The 17,496-nt window shown below is 68.6% G+C and carries 14 protein-coding genes; 6 read left to right on the top strand and 8 right to left on the bottom strand.

The genetic code is table 11. The features are described 5' to 3' along the window. Positions 1-54: 54 nt before the first annotated feature. From BR47_RS0109805 to BR47_RS30150, 5 genes are all read left to right on the top strand, one after another. Entirely contained in the window at positions 55-921 is an 867-nt protein-coding gene (locus tag BR47_RS0109805; protein ID WP_029119393.1) for a ribokinase, read from the top strand. Between the two features lie 60 nt (positions 922-981). Then, positions 982-2,232, top strand: coding sequence for a cytochrome P450 (locus BR47_RS0109800; RefSeq protein ID WP_029119392.1), 1,251 nt, complete (start codon positions 982-984; stop codon positions 2,230-2,232). 286 nt (positions 2,233-2,518) lie between these two features. After that, entirely contained in the window at positions 2,519-2,725 is a 207-nt protein-coding gene (locus BR47_RS0109795; RefSeq protein WP_029119391.1) for a hypothetical protein, read from the top strand. A gap of 81 nt (positions 2,726-2,806) precedes the next feature. After that, positions 2,807-3,970, top strand: coding sequence for a DUF2306 domain-containing protein (locus BR47_RS32015; protein WP_051634711.1), 1,164 nt, complete (start codon positions 2,807-2,809; stop codon positions 3,968-3,970). A gap of 92 nt (positions 3,971-4,062) precedes the next feature. After that, entirely contained in the window at positions 4,063-5,652 is a 1,590-nt protein-coding gene (locus BR47_RS30150; RefSeq protein ID WP_051634710.1) for an HNH endonuclease signature motif containing protein, read from the top strand. Positions 5,653-5,685: 33 nt separating this feature from the next. Here the strand turns inward: BR47_RS30150 and BR47_RS0109780 are convergent, their stop codons facing one another. Continuing rightward, positions 5,686-7,728 (bottom strand): NAD(+) synthase, encoded by a 2,043-nt coding sequence (locus BR47_RS0109780; RefSeq protein ID WP_029119390.1) that lies wholly within the window; start codon positions 7,726-7,728, stop codon positions 5,686-5,688. 82 nt (positions 7,729-7,810) lie between these two features. On the opposite strand from BR47_RS0109780, the gene BR47_RS0109775 reads away from it, so the two are divergent. After that, positions 7,811-8,650 carry an NAD-dependent protein deacetylase gene (locus BR47_RS0109775; protein ID WP_029119389.1) on the top strand — a complete coding sequence of 280 codons (840 nt, stop codon included), beginning with the start codon at positions 7,811-7,813 and terminating at the stop codon, positions 8,648-8,650. Here BR47_RS0109775 and BR47_RS0109770 read toward each other — a convergent pair. The 7 genes from BR47_RS0109770 to rne form a co-directional block, all read right to left on the bottom strand. Continuing rightward, positions 8,626-9,933 (bottom strand): protoporphyrinogen/coproporphyrinogen oxidase, encoded by a 1,308-nt coding sequence (locus BR47_RS0109770; RefSeq protein ID WP_029119388.1) that lies wholly within the window; start codon positions 9,931-9,933, stop codon positions 8,626-8,628. The genes BR47_RS0109775 and BR47_RS0109770 overlap by 25 nt on opposite strands. 4 nt (positions 9,934-9,937) lie before the next feature. Further along, entirely contained in the window at positions 9,938-10,561 is a 624-nt protein-coding gene (locus tag BR47_RS0109765; protein ID WP_020102177.1) for a PIG-L deacetylase family protein, read from the bottom strand. Positions 10,562-10,692: 131 nt separating this feature from the next. Continuing rightward, positions 10,693-11,814: a glutamate 5-kinase gene (gene proB, locus BR47_RS0109760; protein WP_029119387.1), complete on the bottom strand. Its 1,122-nt coding sequence runs from the start codon at positions 11,812-11,814 to the stop codon at positions 10,693-10,695. Further along, a complete protein-coding gene (obgE, locus tag BR47_RS0109755) occupies positions 11,811-13,271 on the bottom strand; it encodes a GTPase ObgE (protein ID WP_036420786.1) in 1,461 nt (486 codons plus the stop codon). Before obgE ends, proB begins: the two co-directional genes overlap by 4 nt. An 80-nt stretch (positions 13,272-13,351) precedes the next feature. Beyond that, positions 13,352-13,609: a 50S ribosomal protein L27 gene (gene rpmA / locus BR47_RS0109750; RefSeq protein WP_020102180.1), complete on the bottom strand. Its 258-nt coding sequence runs from the start codon at positions 13,607-13,609 to the stop codon at positions 13,352-13,354. Positions 13,610-13,627: 18 nt separating this feature from the next. Further along, complete coding sequence (gene rplU / locus BR47_RS0109745) at positions 13,628-13,951, bottom strand: 50S ribosomal protein L21 (protein WP_020102181.1); 324 nt, start codon at positions 13,949-13,951, stop codon at positions 13,628-13,630. Between the two features lie 183 nt (positions 13,952-14,134). Then, a complete protein-coding gene (gene rne / locus BR47_RS0109740; RefSeq protein WP_029119386.1) occupies positions 14,135-17,167 on the bottom strand; it encodes a ribonuclease E in 3,033 nt (1,010 codons plus the stop codon). Positions 17,168-17,496 lie beyond the last annotated feature (329 nt).

Genomic DNA, 17,496 nt, shown 5'->3' with positions numbered 1-17,496 from the left:
ACCCAGGGTAACGAGGTATCCGCGGTTCAGGCCGGTCGGGGCTACGGTGGCCCGGTGACTCGCATCACTGTCGTGGGCAGCGTGAACATGGATCTGGTGTTCGGTCTCGCAGACCTGCCGGGACCGGGACAGACGGTACTGGCGTCGTCATTGCATTCAGAGCCCGGCGGCAAGGGCGGGAATCAGGCCGTCGCCGCGGCCCGCGCGGGTGCCGACGTCCAGCTCGTCGCCGCGCTCGGGGCCGACGCCACCGGGGCGGCACTGCGAAAGCACTTGCAGGACAACGGCGTCGGCCTGGTCGGGACGGTCAGCCTCCCGGTCCCGAGCGGCACCGCGGCGATCATGGTCGGCGAGAATGCCGAGAACATGATCGTGGTGGCGCCAGGTGCCAATGGGCACCTGACCCTGGACTCCGCACACGTTCGCGCGGTGGTCGCCGACTGCGATGTGCTGTTGCTACAGCTGGAAATCCCGCCGGCCACGGCGCTGGCGGCGGCGCGGCTGGCCAAGGACAGCGGCGCCACCGTCGTGCTCAACGCTTCTCCCGCCGGCACCGATCCGCACGCGCTCGCCGCGCTGGCGGCCGTCACCGACGTGGTGATCGTCAATGAAACCGAAGCCGCCCAATGGCGTTGGCCCGTCGCGCATCTGGTGATCACGCGCGGCGCCGACGGCGCGGAGCACCGCACGCCCGACGGCGAGACGCATGTCCCCGCACCCGAGGTGGAAGCGCTCGACACCACGGGCGCGGGCGACGTCTTCGCGGGCGTCCTGGCCGCGGGCTGGACCGCAGACCCCGCACATGCCCTCCGGCGCGCCGTGACCGCCGGTGCCCTTGCCACACTGACCCCCGGTGCCGGCGATTGCGCACCGCGGGACGAGGTCATCGAGGACGCGCTGGAAGACGACACGCCAAACTGACGCGCAGATATACGCCACTTAGCGGATGATCTGCCGGCCGCAGCGCCGGATAGTCGATGCATGACCATCGCCAGCGGTATTCCGAGCGTCTTCGACGTCACGCTTCCGGCCATCGATTACTCGGACGCGCAAAGCCCCGACGAAGCGCAGGCGATCCTCGGGCCGGCGCGTGCGCAGTCGCCGATCGCGATGGGGCCGCACGGGCCAGAGGTGCTGACCTACGACCTGGCGCACGAGGTGCTGCGGGATCCGCGATTCCGGATTCCCCAGGGCATGTTCCTCGTGGCTCAGGGCATCACGTCGGGCCCGGTGTGGGATCGGGTCAGCGCATCGATCATCAGCATCGACGGCCCCGAGCACACCCGTCTGCGCCGGCTGGTGGCCACGGCCTTCAGTCGCCGCGCGATCGAGCGATTGCGCACCACGGTCGTCGACGTCGTCAGCGACCTGATCGATCGCCAGGTGGCCCGCGGGCACTGCGATGTGGTGAGCGACATCGCCCGGCAGTACCCGACCCCGGTCATCTGTGCGCTGCTCGGCGCCCCGGCCGAGGACTGGGCGCAACTGTCGGCCTGGGTCGACGACTTCATGCAGGCCTTCGACTGGCACGTCGCCGAGCACGAGACCGCGATCCTGACCGCATGGGACGCGCTCGACGGATACATCGACGACATGGTCGCCCGTCGCCGCGACAACCTCACCGACGATCTGATCTCAGATCTCATCCGCGCCGAGGAGGACGGTGACCGGCTCAGTGCCGACGAACTGCGCATGCTGTCCACCGGCCTGCTGGCGGCCGGCACCGACACCACCCGCAACCAGGTCTCCGCTTCGGTACAGGTGCTGTGCGAGCACCCCGACCAGTGGGCCCTCCTGGGGGCGCACCCCGATATGGCCGACCGCGCCGTCGAAGAGACCACGCGGCACTCCCCGATCGTGATCAGCTCTCTCCGAATGGCCCGCGAGGATGTCGAACTCGCTGGAATGCTGTTCCCCGCAGGAACTTTCCTGCAAGTGAACACCGGCGCGGCGAACCGCGACCCCGCCGTGTACGCCGATCCGGACCGACTCGACATCACCCGCGCGGGCGCCCCGGCGATGCAGACCTTCGGTGCCGGGATGCACTACTGCCTCGGCGTGCACCTGGCCAAGATGGAGCTGGCCGAAGCGCTCGCCCTCATGACTCAGCGCATGCCCAATGCCCGCGTGACCGGGCCGGTCCCGTGGAAGCCGTTGGTAGGTCTGAGCGGACCGCTCACATTGCCCATCGCGTTCGACCGCGTCGATCAGTCGTGGCGGGCGGCTTCCTGAGCGAGTTGTCTGTGCGCGCCGCCGCTCCGGCATAGCCGCTAGCAGCAACGCCTCGGCCGGACGCCTCGGGCATCAGTCGGCGTGGTGACGCTTCGCCCCGTTCCGGCACCCACCGACCGCCATCGGGCAACTCTGCGCGCGACAACTCAGCAGCGGTGCGTACGTATGCGCACATGGCGTAGATGACGCCGTCGGCGTGCACCTTTGCGAAGTACGCATCACGGCCGATGGAATGCCCGCCGCCTGGCGAGACAGTAGGAGTCACTACTCGACAAGGAGGACTCCGATGAACCAAACCCCCACCGCCACAACGCACTTCCGCATGGCGACCACTCACCCGGCACTGACCCGCTGGTGGACCGAAGCCGAGTCCGTCATCTCGGCCGCCATGCGGTGGCTGTCCACCCCCGCGGCGGCGGAACCGGCGTCGCGCGCGGCGTATCACAGCTATCTGGAGCAGGCGTGCATGGCTCGCGAGATGGACAGGCTCTGAACACCCCGAAAGCCGCGCGACGGTACTGCTTCAGCAAATACTGCAAGGTGACCGGGTGTGGCCCTAGAATCTGACGTTCAAATGGACGGCCACAAGGGAATCGCGGTGTCGCGGCGATTCTTCGTGCTCACGGTCGCCATCGCCGCCTTCTACGTGCCGCTCGCACTCAACTACGCCTGGCCGCTGTTCGCGCCCGGCTTGTCACGCTGGCAGGACAGCGTCAACTCCGTCATCAACGGCCGCACCTACGCGGTCGGTGACGGATCCGTCGAATCCGTGCGCCACGGCGCCTACGCCGAGCATCGCGTGGTCCTCATGGTGCACACCACATTGGCCGGACTTGCCTTGACGCTGGGGCTGTTTCAGTTCTCGTCGCGGCTGCGCACCCGCCGGCCGGCGGTACATCGCTGGATCGGCCGCAGCTATCTGGCACTGATGTCCGTCAGCATGCTGACCGCGTTGGTGTTCCTGTACTTCACGCCGCCGGCCCAGCACTTCATCGGCCCGGCATTCGAAACCCAGTTGCGCGCCTTGGCAATCGGCACACTCGGTAGCGCGTGGTACGCGGTCTACGCGATCCGCCGCCGCGACGTGATCACGCACCAGGCCTGGATGACCTACGGCATCGCCCTGATGATGACGGCGCCGTTGCTGCGCGTGATCTGGATCGGCATCCAGCCACTGATCCCGCAGCACGATCTGCTGACCAACATCGGTGTGGGCTCCATCGTCCTCGGTGTCGCCGCGCCCGGCAGCGCGGTGTTCGCGTTCATGCTCGCGCAGCATCCGAAGGTGGACGCGGTTGCCGCATCCACCCCACGCCGCGTGTACTTCTTCGCCCTCGCACTGGCCATTGCCGGCTCGGTGACATACGCCGCGCTGATCCTCCGGCTGCCCGCCGCGATACCGCACAGCCTCGCGCTCTTTCACCTGGTACCGGCCTGGATCAGCATCGCAATCGCCGCAAGTGGGGTGTTCCGGGCCCGCGCCGCGGGCGATGTGGCGCGCGAACGGCAGTGGCGCTGGCTGCTGTGGGGATTCGCCGCGGCCCCGACCGCGGCCAGCTTGTACGCGCAGATCGTGCCGCCGGCCTTCACGACGGCCGACGCCGTTCTCGCCGGCGGCATGGACGGCCCGGTCATCCCGATCACCGTCGCCTTCGCGCTGGTGGTGCACGCGGCCGCGCGGTCTCAGCGCCGGACCGACGACGACCTTGATGAGCCGAACGTGCTCGCCGCCGCCTGAGCGCGGCGGCAAGTTATCCACAGAACGCGATTCATCCACAATCTGCGCCTGCCACGTAGTTTGAAGCGGTTGAGATCACTAAAATCGAACATATGCACGAAGCGCTGGCGATCGAAACCGGGGAAGCCGACGACGCTTCCCTGGTCGACACGATGACCAGCGCTACACGGACCGAAGCCCAGAGTGCCGCCCGCCGACTGGGTGCCATCGCCGAACTCACCCACCGCCGCTGCATCGACCACGAAGACCGCGACCTGTGGGCGTGCGACGGCTGGGACGCCGCGGCGTGCGAGATCGGCGCGGCCCTGACGATCAATCGCTGGCAAGCTGCCAGTCAGATGCACCTCGGACTCGCACTGCGCGACCGGCTCCCACACGTCGGCGCCCTGCTGGCGCGTGGGGACCTATCACTTCCGTTGGTCACCCTGATCTGCTGGCATACCGAGCTCGTGCAAGACCCCGCAACGCTCGCCCTCATCGACACCGCCATGGCCGGCAGCGCGCGCGAGTGGGGTCCGTTGTCGAAAGCTGACACGATCCGGCAGATCGACAGCTGGATCGAGAAGTTCGACCCAGCCGCGGTGCGTCGTACCCGTAACGCCGTCCGCGGTCGCGATGTCGAGTTCGGCAAGCCGGGTGACCCCGCAGGCGTCACGTCCGTCTGGGGTCTGTTACTGGCCACCGACGCCGAACTGCTCAAGCGCACCCTCACCGCCATGGCCTACGAGGTCTGCGACGACGATCCCCGCAGCCTCGCCCAGCGCCGCGCCGACGCGTTGGGCATCCTGGCCGTCCGCGGCGATCGACTGCCCTGCCACTGCGGCAATCCCGACTGCCCCGCGGCCAGTACCGATCCGCGCGCCGCGGCAGTCGTCATTCATGTCCTGACTGGCGCTGCGCCACAACCGGTCAGCGACCCACTGCTCGACGCGCCGGAGGCCAAACCGCCGGTGACGGCAGACACCCCGGTCACCGAGGCACTCGCGCCTCTGCCTGAGCCCGAGCCTGTCGTCGACCAGGCCGCGGTCGGATATTTATCTGGCGGGCCTGTGATCCCCGCGGTGGTCGTGGCAGACCTCGCCGCCCGCGGCGCCACCGTGAAAACGGTTACCACGCCGCAGGTTCCGGCCGACGGGCAACCGCAATACCGGCCGTCGACCACGCTCGACCACTACGTGCGGATGCGGGACATCACCTGCATGCACCCCGGCTGCGACCGCCCCGCCGTAGACGCCGACCTCGACCACACCATCCCCTGGCCGGCCGGAGCCACGCATCCCGGCAATCTGAGCCCGAAGTGCCGCAAGCATCACCTGGTCAAAACGTTCTACACCGGCGCGACCGGATGGCACACCCGCCAGAACCCGGACGGCACCATCGTGTGGACCGCACCCACCGGGCATACCTACACGACCGTGCCCGGTAGCCGAATCCTGTTTCCCGACAGGCACTTCCCTACCACAGCACCGCCACCATCGGCTACGGCGACCACCAGCGATCAACCCGGTCGCGACCTCATGATGCCCACCCGCCGGCGCACCCGCATCGACGACCGCGCTCGACGTACCCGGAACGAGCGCAAACTCAACTGGACCGAGCTCCTGGAGTCGGAGTCGACCGCCGAAGCCAAACTCCAACTCGCCCAACAACTCATCGACGGCGACAGCTCGCCACCGTTCTGACGTCCGGATGGGCGTCAGAAGCGGCCGGCCCGGTCAGGCCTCCGGCACGTTGCGGTCGATCTCGTCGAGCCAGATGCGCGCCGACATGTCCGACGGCGCCCGCCAGTCCCCGCGCGGGGACAACGCGCCGCCCGCTGACACCTTCGGGCCGTTCGGCAGCGCCGACCGCTTGAACTGGCTGAACGAGTAGAACCGCTGGACGAAGACTTTCAGCCAGTGCCGGATGTCGGCCAGTGAGTAGGCCACGTGCTCGTCATCGGGGAAACCTGCCGGCCAGTCACCAGCGTCGGCGTCGCGCCACGCATGCCAGGACAGGAACGCGATCTTCGACGGCCGGAAGCCGTAGCGCAACACCTGAAAGAGCGAAAAGTCCTGCAGTGCATACGGTCCCACCTTGGCCTGACTGCTCTGCACTGCCTCACCGTCGGCCGCCGGAACAAGTTCGGGCGTGATCTCGGTGTCCAGCACCGACTGCAACACATCGTTGACATCGTCGTTGAACTGCCCCGAGGAGATCACCCACCGGATCAGGTGCTGGATCAAGGTTTTCGGCACCCCGCCGTTGACGTTGTAGTGCGACATCTGGTCGCCGACGCCATACGTGGACCAGCCCAGGCCGAGCTCGGACAGGTCGCCCGTGCCCAGCACGATGCCGCCGCGCTGGTTGGCCAGCCGGAACAGGAAGTCGGTCCGCAACCCGGCTTGCACGTTCTCGAACGTCACGTCGTAGACGGCCTCACCGCGCGCGAACGGGTGTCCCATCTCGGTGAGCATCAGCCGCGCGGTGTCCCGAATGTCCAACTCGGAGAACGTGACTCCGAGCGCCTTGGCCAGTGCGGTGGCGTTGTTCTTGGTGTGGTCGCCGGTCGCGAAACCCGGCATGGTGAAGGCCAGGATGTCGCTGCGCGGCCGACCCTCGCGGTCCATCGCCTTGGCCGCAACGATCAGCGCGTGCGTGGAATCCAGCCCGCCGGACACCCCGATCACCACGGTCGGAAAGTTCAGCGCCCGCAGCCGCTGCTCCAGACCGGACACCTGAATGTTGTACGCCTCGTAGCAATCCTGTTGCAGCCGTTGCGGATCCGACGGCACGAACGGGAACCGCTCGATCTCGCGGCGCAGGCCGATGTCGCCCGCGGGCGGCGACAGTGTGAATCCGATACGCCGGAAGTCGGAGGTCCGGTCAGCGAACGTGCGGCGGTTGTCGTCGAACGTGCCCATCCGCAGCCGCTCGGCGGCCAGCAGTTCGGTGTCGACATCGGCGACCGAGCGTCGCTCGCCGCGTGGAAAGCGCTCGGATTCGGCCAGCAGCACACCGTTTTCGTAAATCATGGTCTGGCCGTCCCAGGCCAGATCCGTCGTCGACTCGCCCTCCCCCGCGGCGGCATAGACGTACGCCGCCAGGCATCGCGACGACGCAGAGCGGGCCAGCAGCTTGCGGTCGTCGGCCCGGCCGATCGTGATCGGGCTGCCCGACAGATTGGCCAGCACCGTCGCACCGGCCAGCGCGGCCGTCGCACTCGGCGGCACCGGCACCCACATGTCCTCGCAGATCTCCACGTGCAGCACGAAGTTCGGCAGATCGTCGGCGGCGAACAGCAGGTCGGGGCCGAACGGCACGTCGACGCCGCCCAGCCGGATGGTGCCTTCGACATCGTCACCGGCCGCGACCTGACGCGATTCGTAGAACTCGCGGTAGGTCGGCAGGTACGACTTGGGCACCACGCCAAGGATGGAGCCACGGTGGATGACCACCGCGGTGTTGTAGATCCGGTGCCGGTGCCGCAGCGGCGCGCCCACCACCAGAACCGGCAGCAGCTCGACCGATGCCTCGACGATCGAGGCCAGCGCCTCGGTCACCGACTCGAGCAGCGTGTCCGACAGCAGGATGTCCTCGATCGAGTACCCCGAGAGGGTCAGTTCCGGGAACACCGCCAGCGCGACGGCGTCGTCGTGGCATTCGCGGGCCAGGCGCAGCACCGACGCGGCGTTGGCCGCCGGGTCCGCGAGCGCGGTGTGGTGCGTGCACGCGGCGACGCGGACGAATCCGTGCCGGTAGGCAGAATAGAAGTCCACCATCTGATTGTCGCATCGCTCCGGTGCCCGATTGTGGCGCCGTCACGTCGCGTCACCCCGCGGACGGCCTACCCTCGATGACGTGCAGGCTCCTGAACTGGTCAATCTGCTGGCCGACCGGCGTCTCGCCGTGCTGACCGGCGCCGGTATCTCCACCGATTCGGGCATCCCGGACTATCGCGGACCGGACTCGCCGCCGAGCAATCCGATGACCATCCAGCAGTTCCTGTCCGGGCCGGCCTTCCGGCAGCGGTACTGGGCCCGCAACCACATCGGCTGGCGGCACATGGCCGCCCGCCGGCCCAACGCCGGCCACCGCGCCGTGGCCGCCCTGGAACGCGCGGGCCTGGTCACCGGCGTCATCACCCAGAACGTCGACCTACTGCACACCAAGGCCGGCTCCCGGACCGTGGTGAACCTGCACGGCACCTACGCGCAGGTCGTCTGCCTGAGCTGCAGGCACACCATGACCCGGGCCGCGCTGGCCGTCGAACTGGAACGGCTCAATCCCGGGTTCACCGAACGGGCCGAGGTCGGCAGTATCGGCGTGGCCCCCGACGCCGACGCCACGGTCGAGGACACCGCGACATTCCGGTACCTGGACTGTCCGCGCTGCGGCGGCATCCTCAAACCCGACATCGTGTACTTCGGCGACAGCGTGCCGAAAGACCGCGTGCAACAGGCGTACGGCATGGTCGACGCGGCCGACGCGCTGCTGGTCGCGGGATCGTCGTTGACGGTGTACTCGGGCTACCGCTTCGTCCGGTACGCGGCCGCCGCCGGCAAGCCCGTCGCCATCATCAACCGCGGCACCACCCGCGGCGACGACCTGGCGACGGTGAAGATCGAGAGTGGCTGTTCGGAAATCCTCGCGCTACTGGCCGGCGAATTGGCCGCTCAGAACCTGTCCGGGTGCCAGTAGACGTCCTCCGGCGTACCGGACAACGCGTTGTCCACGGCCTCCCGGCCCTGCATGTAGCCGTAGTCCTGGTTCGACGACTCGTAGCGCCACCCGCCGAACCGGCCGCGGCTGTAGAAGCCGTGCGCACGCAGCCGCTCGTCGACGGTCCGCACGATGTCGTCACGACCCAGGGTCGGCACCGGATAACCCATCGGGACCTCCTGCACGAACCGGCTCACCACGTTGTCCGACTCGGCCCCCAGCGCCCGCAGTGATTCCTCGGTGCGCCGCACCGCATCGTCGGCGGTCAGTGCCTGTCCGGGCAGCTGCGGCACCTCGCACAGCACGTTCCAGCGGCCGTCGCCGGCGTTGGCGGGGTCGTAGTTGTTCAGCATCGTGGCCCGGTACCACGGCACGCCCAGGTCCGGGCAGTACAGCCAGGTCTTGTCGGCCAACGCCTCGGGCGCCGCACCCCGGTAACCCAATCCGACCGCGTAGATACGACTGGCGCACAAGGTATTTCGCTCGGCCGTCCCCTGCGCTCCGGCGCCACCGAGCCAGCCCCAGGCCGTCGTCAGCGGCGCCGAGCTGACGCAGTGGTCGTACGCGACGGTCGAGCCGTCGTCGAGCGTAGCGACCCGCCCGGCCACATCGACGTCGACGACGCGGGTGCCGAGCCGCACCGTCCCGGGCGCCAGCAGCCGGTCGTGCACGCCCTGCCACAGCGCCCCGGTGCCGCCGATCGGATACGGGAAACTGCCCGCGGGGGCCGTCGCCGAGCCGGCCAAGCCGAGGCGCGGCACGTTCGGCGCGGCGCTGCCGCTGCGCAACGACGTCCATTCGTGGTCGATGTGCTCGAGCGGGGCCGTCCACATCTTGTAGTTGTAGGGCCCGAAAAATTCGTCAAAAAGTTTGCCACCGAAATTGTTGCGGTAATAATCGGCGAGGTTGTGCAGCGGTGCGTCCGGGTACAGGTCGGTCGGCATCGCGTCGAGTTGCTGCTGGATGGGCGTGGGCACCAGACTCTGCGGCCCGCTGCCGTCGAGCCACACCCAGCCGTTGCGGGCGACGTCGTTCATCTTGACGCCCGAGGCGTCGACCGCACGGTCGAACTCCGCGAAGTGGCTGTGCAGCACGTGGCCGCCGAGATCCCAGGTGAAACCGTGTGCGTCGCGCACCGACGTGGCCATGCCGCCGACTTGATCGCCGGCGTCCACCACCACGTGGTCGATCCCGAGTTCGGTCAGCCGGACGGCAGCGCCCAGCCCGGTCGGGCCGGCACCGACAATGAGAACGGTCGGCACAGGGTCAGAAATCGACGACCAGTCGGGCCGGTTCGAAACCCTCGGCGAACGCCCGGCGGCACAGGAAGCCGTAGTGCTCAGCGGAACTGCGCACCCACGAGGCACTGACCTTCTCGCTGGCCTCGGCCTGCGACACGTGCGACATCAGGGCTTCGATCTTCTTGTCCAGCGAATCGGAGATATCGACGAACGCCGTCGGATTGAAACCGATGGCCGACGGTCCGCCGTACGTCATGATCGACGACACCCAGCGCGCCGCACCGAGGGTACAGCGGGAGACCACCCGGTGGTCCTGATGACTGTCGTTGGCCGTGTGGGTGTAAACGATTGTGGCAGAGGACTTTTCGATGGCGTCTTCGATCAGGTGAACCAGCTCGAACTCCTGCAGCGAAACGCGGCAGTCGCCGAAACCCTGGCCCCACAGCAGTTCGTGGACCCCGAGCACCTCCACCGCGCGGAGCTGCTCGCGCACCCGCTCCTGCGAGTCGCCGGGCCCCTCCTCGCCGCGGGTCACCACCAACATCGTGACCCGGTCGCCGGCCGCGACATGCTTTGCCAGCGCACCGCCGCAGCCCAGTTCGATGTCATCGGGATGCGCGCCGACCGCCAGCACGGACTGTCTCGCCATCGCCCCCTCAATTCTGTTTGCTGCGTCAGGTGTCGAAGGCAGCATAACCCTAATTTAATGGGTAGGCCTTCTCCAGCAGGGAAAACACCGAACGAGGCGTCGATTCTAGCCAAATACACACAAAGTCGACGTCAAATTGCTACCAGGTCATCGGCGTGCACGGCGGGTCGGCGCAGCTCGACGGGCAGTTCGGGGGTGGACCGGCCGATGATGCCCGCGAGCTCGGAATCGTCGTACGCGACGACGCCCCGCGCCACCGCGGTGCCGTCGGGGCCATGCAACTCGACGACGTCGCCGCCATGGAAGCGTCCGGCGACCGCGGTGATCCCGGCGGGAAGCAAAGATTTTCTTTGCCCGACGACCGCCCGCACCGCACCGGCGTCCAGCGTCAGGGTCCCCGTCGTCTCCGCCGCGTAGCGCACCCAGAACCGGCGCGCCGACATGCGCTCGGGGCGCGCCGCGAAGACCGTGCCCACCGAGGCGTCGGTCAGTGCGGCAGCCGCGTCGCTGGCGGCCGCGAGCAGGACCGGCACACCGGCATCGGCGGCCAGCAGCGCCGACGACAGCTTGGAGGCCATGCCGCCGGTGCCCAGGTGGCTGCCCCCGGTCGCAGACACGCCGTCGAGGTCACCCGACGCGGCGACCTCGGGGATGAAGCGCGCATTGCCCTTGCGGGGGTCGGAGTCGTACAGCCCGTCGATGTCACTCAGCAGGATCAGCGCGTCGGCCCCGACCAGCTGGGCCACCAGGGCCGACAGCCGGTCGTTGTCACCGAACCGGATTTCGTTGGTGGCCACTGTGTCGTTCTCGTTGACGATCGCGACCGCGTGCAGCGCCCGCAGCCGGTCCAGCGTGCGCTGCGCGTTGTTGTGCTGCGCGCGCTGGGCGATGTCGTGGGCGGTCAGCAGTACCTGCCCGACGGTCCGGTCGTACCGGCCGAACGCCGCACTCCACGAGTTGACGAGGGCCACCTGCCCCACGCTGGCCGCGGCCTGCTTGGTGGCCAGGTCCGTCGGGCGCCGGCTCAGGCCGAGCGGCTCGATGCCGGCGGCGATGGCGCCGGACGACACGATCACGACGTCCGAACCGGCCTTCATCCGCTTCTCGATGGCGTCGGCCAGCGTGGCCAGCCGATTGGCGTCGAACATGCCGTTGGGCGCGGTGAGCGCCGTGGTGCCGATCTTGACGACGACGCTGCGCGCGGTGCGCACGGCCTCGCGATGCGCCGAGACCGTGCCGGAGCCCTGCGTCACAGGTCGTCCTCGGTGTCCTCCGCCGACCGACGACGCTCCTTGCGGGCCGCCTTGCGTTCCGCGGCCCCGACGCGGTCGGTCTGCTCCAGGCGAATGTCGGTGCCGCGACCGGACATCTGCATGTCGACACCCGCAGGCGTCTGCGGCTCCCAGTCGAAGGTGACGTCGCCGATGGTCACCGCGCAGCCCGCGCGGGCACCCTTCTTGAGCAGTTCGTCCTCGACACCCAGGCGCGCCAGGCGGTCACCGAGGTAACCGACCGCCTCGTCGTTGTCGAAGGCCGTCTGGGCAATCCAGCGTTCCGGCCGGGTACCGCGCACGATGAAGCCGCCCGAACCGTCCGATTCGACGGTGAAGCCGGTCTCGTTGACCGCGACGGGCCGGATGATCGGACGGCGCGGGGCCACCACGGGCTGTGCGGCGCGGTACGCCGCGACCATGTCCCACAGGGCAAAGGTCAAGGGGCGCAGGCCATCTCGGCTGACGGTCGAGATTTCGTAGACGGGCCAGCCGTACTTGGCCGCCACCTCTTCCTTCACGAAGTCGGCGAGTTCGCGGGCGTCGGGCACGTCGATCTTGTTGAGCAGCACCGCACGGGGACGCTCTGCCAGGTCGCCCAGCGTCGAATCCCCTTGCAGCGTCGGCGTATACGCGGCCAGCTCGGCCTCGAGCGCCTCGATGTCGGAGATCGGGTCACGCCCCGGCTCCAGGGTCGCGCAGTCCACCACATGCACCAGCACGGCGCAGCGTTCGATGTGCCGCAGGAAGTCCAGGCCGAGGCCGCGGCCTTCCGAGGCGCCGGGGATCAGGCCGGGGACGTCGGCGACGGTGAACGTGTTGTCGCCCGCCGAGACCACACCGAGGTTGGGCACGAGTGTGGTGAACGGGTAGTCCGCGATCTTCGGCTTGGCGGCCGAGATGGCCGACACCAGAGAGGATTTACCGGCCGACGGGAAACCGACGAGGCCCACATCGGCGACCGTCTTGAGTTCGAGGGTGAGATCCCGGATCTCGCCCTTCTCCCCCAGCAGCGCGAAGCCGGGCGCCTTGCGGGCCCGCGAGGCCAGTGCGGCGTTGCCCAGCCCGCCGCGGCCACCGGCGGCGGCCTCGAAGCGGGTACCGGCACCCACCAGGTCGGCCAGCATGCGGCCCTGGTCATCGAGCACGACGGTGCCGTCGGGCACGTGGACCTCGAGATCGGCGCCCGCGGCCCCGTCCCGATTACTGCCGGCGCCGGGCTTGCCGGAGGGTGCGTCGACGTGCGGGCGGAAGTGGAAGTCCAGCAAGGTGTGCACCTGCGGGTCGACGACCAGGACGATGCTGCCGCCCTTGCCGCCGTTGCCGCCGTCCGGCCCACCGAGCGGCTTGAACTTCTCGCGGTGTACCGATGCACAGCCATTGCCGCCGTTGCCGGCGCGCGCGTGGATCACCACACGGTCAACGAACCGGGGTGCCATCTGACGTCCTCTCCCTCAAGAAAAAGAAAAGCTGCCACGAGGCGAAACCTCGTGGCAGCTTCACACCTCGTGGGAAAAGGTTAAGCCTCGACCGGGACGATGTTGACCGTCTTGCGACCACGCTTGGAGCCGAAGAGCACCGAGCCGGCGGCCGTGGCGAACAGGGTGTCGTCGCCACCGCGACCGACATTCACGCCCGGGTGGAAGTGGGTGCCGCGCTGACGGACGAGGATCTCGCCGGCCTTGACGACCTGGCCGCCGAAGCGCTTGACGCCGAGCCGCTGGGCGGCTGAATCGCGACCGTTACGAGAGCTGGACGCGCCCTTTTTATGTGCCATGTCTGTTCGCTCCCTTACTTACTTGATGCCGGTGACCTTGACGACCGTCAGCTGCTGACGGTGGCCCTGGCGCTTGTGGTAGCCGGTCTTGTTCTTGAACTTGTGGATACGGATCTTCGGGCCCTTGGTGTGCTCGAGCACCTCACCGGTGACAGCGACCTTGGCCAGCGCGTCGGCGCTGGTGGTGACCTTCGCACCCTCGACCACGAGAGCGACGGGCAGCGACACCGAGGCGCCCTGCTCAGCGTCGAGCTTCTCGATCTTGACCACGTCACCGACGGCAACCTTGTACTGCTTGCCACCAGTCTTGACGATTGCGTACGTGGCGTTATCGGCTGCCATCGTTGGTGTTCCTCTGTTCTTCGTTTCGTCTACTGCGGGGCGCGCGCCACCCGAAGGCTGCGAGCGCGGGTCTGTGGTGCGGGGCCGGTAGGCACACACTGTCGCCGGTGTCGGCCAGGCGACAACTGGTCAAGGGTACGTGACCAGTTATTCGAGGGTCAAACCGCGTGGACCCTCACGGCATCAGCCATCGACACCTCCGACCGGCGGACCGGCGGGACGGGCCGCGGCGCGGCGCCGCTGCCGGACGACGGGAGCCCGGGCGACGGCCGGTTCAGCGGGCTGATCGTCCTCGTCCTCGTCGTCGTCTTCGTCGTCGTCCTCGTCTTCGTCGTCCTCATCCGAGTCGTCGTCGTCCGAGTCGTCTTCGTCGTCGTCGGTGTCGTCGTCGAGGTCCAGCTCGTCGTTGTCGTCGTCGCTGTCCTCGAAATCCTCGTCGAGCTCGACTTCGAGTTCGTCGTCCTCGGCGTCCTCGTCGTCTTCGGACTCGTCGGCGTCCTCGTCGTCTTCGACGTCTTCGTCGGTGTCCAGCTCGGTCAGCACCTCGGTGGACTCGACGGCATCGCTGTCGGCCGCTTCATCGACCAGGCCCTCGGTGTCCTCGGTGACGTCTTCGTCGTCGAGTTCGTCCTCGTGCTTGCCGTTCGCGGCCGCCATGGCCTTGAACATCGGGTGCTCGCCCTGCGGGTGCGGCGGCACCTTGGCCACCGGAGTCTCCTCGGCGCGCGGCGCGGCCTTCTTGGCGCGCTTGCTGCGCCGGCCACCGCCACCACCGGCACCGCCGGCGGCCTCGGCCTTGCGGCCGTTCGCCGATGCGGTGTCCACCGGATCGCCGTGCAGCACGATGCCGCGGCCCGCGCAGTGCGAACAAGTCGTGGAGAACGCCTCGATCAGGCCGGTGCCGAGACGCTTGCGGGTCAGCTGCACCAGTCCGAGTGAGGTGACCTCGGACACCTGGTGGCGGGTCCGGTCCCGGGCCAGCGCCTCGGTGAGGCGGCGCAGCACCAGGTCACGGTTGGATTCGAGCACCATGTCGATGAAGTCGATGACGATGATGCCGCCGATGTCCCGCAGCCGTAGCTGACGGACGATCTCCTCGGCCGCTTCGAGGTTGTTGCGGGTGACCGTCTGCTCCAGGTTGCCGCCCGAGCCGGTGAACTTGCCGGTGTTGACGTCGACGACGGTCATGGCCTCGGTGCGGTCGATCACCAGGGTGCCGCCCGAGGGCAGCCACACCTTGCGATCCATCGCCTTCGCCAGCTGCTCGTCGATGCGGTACACCGAGAACACGTCCGGACCCGTGGGCCCACCGGCGGGCTCGTACTGCGACATACGCGAAAGCAGTTCGGGCGCAACGGAACTCACGTAGCCGTTGATGGTGTTCCAGGCCTCGTCACCTGACACCACGAGCTTGGAGAAATCCTCGTTGAACAGGTCGCGGATGACCTTGACCAGGACGTCGGGCTCTTCGTACAGCGCCACTGCGGCGCCGGCGGCCTTGGCCTTGATAGTTGTGGCCTCGGTGTCGATCTGGTTCCAGCGTTCCTGCAGCCGATTGACGTCCGAGCGGATGTCCTCTTCCTTCACGCCCTCGGACGCGGTGCGGATGATCACACCGGCGTCGGCAGGCACGACCTCCTTGAGGATTTCCTTCAGGCGCTGCCGCTCGGTGTCGGGCAGCTTGCGGCTGATCCCGGTCGACGAGGCCCCGGGCACGTACACCAGGTAGCGACCGGCCAGCGAAATCTGCGTGGTGAGGCGGGCGCCCTTGTGCCCGACCGGGTCCTTGCTGACCTGGACGACGACGTAGTCGCCGGGCTTGAGCGCCTGCTCGATCTTGCGGTTGTTGCCGCCGAGGCCGGCGGCCTCCCAGTTGACCTCACCGGCGTAGAGCACACCGTTGCGGCCGCGGCCGATGTCGACGAATGCCGCCTCCATCGAGGGCAGCACGTTCTGCACGATGCCGAGGTAGATGTTGCCGACCAGGCTGGCCGACGCCGCGGACGTGACGAAGTGCTCGACGACGACGCCGTCTTCCAGCACGGCGATCTGGGTGTACCGGGCACCTTCGTGCGGCGGCTCGGTGCGGATCTTGTCGCGCACCACCATCACGCGCTCGACGGCTTCGCGGCGGGCCAGGAACTCGGCCTCGCTCAGGATCGGCGGACGCCGGCGGCCCGCGTCACGGCCGTCGCGACGGCGCTGCCGCTTGGCCTCCAACCGGGTGGACCCGGTGATGCCCTGGATTTCGTTGTTGTCCGACTTGGCGCGCGGGGCGCGCTCGTGGACGACGGTGTTGGGCGGGTCGTCCGGCGAACCGGCCTCGCCATCGGCATCGTCACCACCGGCACCGCCCGACTTGCGGCGGCGGCGACGACGGCGACGACGGCTGGCACCGTCCGACGCGTTCGCGTCGTCGTCACCGGCGTCCTCGTCGGCCTCGCCGTCGGTGTCCTCGTCGCCCTCGGCCGACGCGTCCTGCGTCTCACCTTCGGCGTCACCGTCGGTCGCGTCGTCGCTGCTCTGTTCACCCCGGCCGCGGCCACGTCCCCGGCGACCACGACGACGGCGCCGGTTGGCGGGCCGCTCACCGTCTTCGTCGGTGCCGTCCTCGCCACCCTCGTCGGCGGCGTCGGCCGCCTCGTCGGCGGTGTCGTCGTCAGCGAAGTCGTCGGGCTCGGCCGGCGGCCGGAACGTCACGGGCTGCGGCGCCACGAACAGCGGCAGGTAGTCGGCGGGCTCAGCGGCGGGCGCCGGGACCGTCTCGAGCAGCAGGCGCGACTCGGGCTCGTCTTCGTCGGGCTCCGCGGCACCGGCATCGGCCGCCTCGCGGGCGATCTCGACAGCGGCTTCGGCGACGTCGACGGCTTCGACGGCGACCTCGGCGGTCACTTCAGAGGTTTCGCTGACGACCTCGACCAGCACTTCGGCTGCCGGCTCGGCGGCCTCCGCCGGTGCGGCGGGTGCCGGGTCCTGCGTCGCTTCGCCACCGAGTCCCAGCAGGTCACGGACGCGCTCGGCCTCGGCACGGGTCACCGTGGAAGCCGGGTTGCGGGGCCTACCGTCGACCTCGGCGAGCGTCTCGGTGATCTTCTTGCTGGTCGTCCCGAGGATCCGGGCGAGCGAGAAAATCCGCAGGCGCTCCGGGAGCTCTATCGGCTCCGCTGCACTGCCGGCGTCTTCGGATCGGTCTTCAAGTTGGGCATCGTCGGCCACGTATTCTCCTCAAGCCCCCGGGCGCGTCCTGCGACGCGGCCACGCGAGGGCTTCTTGTATTGGCTCGGGGAACTTCTCCCGAGATTGTTGTGGTCTCGCACCTAGCGGCCCACGGGGAGCCCTCGGTGCCTGGCTGAATGATGGCTGGACGGTCGGCGCCGCACCCGGATTTCTCCGGGTGGTCGCGTCGTCTAAGTCTTCATCCGGGCGTCCGCTCCTGGTATGAAGCAGGTCACCCGTAGGCCAGTATCCCACATCGCCGGCCAATCTCCGACGAGGTGCCGCCGGTAGCTCAGCTACCGGCGGACCACAGTGTCAGTTACCGGGCC

Origin of the sequence: Mycobacterium sp. UNC410CL29Cvi84, assembly GCF_000686745.1 — a bacterium.
Classification (GTDB): domain Bacteria; phylum Actinomycetota; class Actinomycetes; order Mycobacteriales; family Mycobacteriaceae; genus Mycobacterium; species Mycobacterium mucogenicum_B.
Note: the sequence above shows the minus strand (reverse complement) of the source record. Positions and strands in the feature narration are given on the sequence as shown.

Excerpts from the sequence above, each read along its gene's own strand:
- BR47_RS32015 (WP_051634711.1), top strand. The coding sequence starts at position 2,807 with ATGGACGGCCACAAGGGAATCGCGGTGTCGCGGCGATTCTTCGTGCTC.
- BR47_RS0109800 (WP_029119392.1), top strand. The coding sequence starts at position 982 with ATGACCATCGCCAGCGGTATTCCGAGCGTCTTCGACGTCACGCTTCCG.
- BR47_RS0109795 (WP_029119391.1), top strand. The coding sequence starts at position 2,519 with ATGAACCAAACCCCCACCGCCACAACGCACTTCCGCATGGCGACCACT.
- obgE (WP_036420786.1), bottom strand. The coding sequence starts at position 13,271 with ATGGCACCCCGGTTCGTTGACCGTGTGGTGATCCACGCGCGCGCCGGC.
- BR47_RS0109765 (WP_020102177.1), bottom strand. The coding sequence starts at position 10,561 with ATGGCGAGACAGTCCGTGCTGGCGGTCGGCGCGCATCCCGATGACATC.
- BR47_RS30150 (WP_051634710.1), top strand. The coding sequence starts at position 4,063 with ATGCACGAAGCGCTGGCGATCGAAACCGGGGAAGCCGACGACGCTTCC.
- rpmA (WP_020102180.1), bottom strand. The coding sequence starts at position 13,609 with ATGGCACATAAAAAGGGCGCGTCCAGCTCTCGTAACGGTCGCGATTCA.
- rplU (WP_020102181.1), bottom strand. The coding sequence starts at position 13,951 with ATGGCAGCCGATAACGCCACGTACGCAATCGTCAAGACTGGTGGCAAG.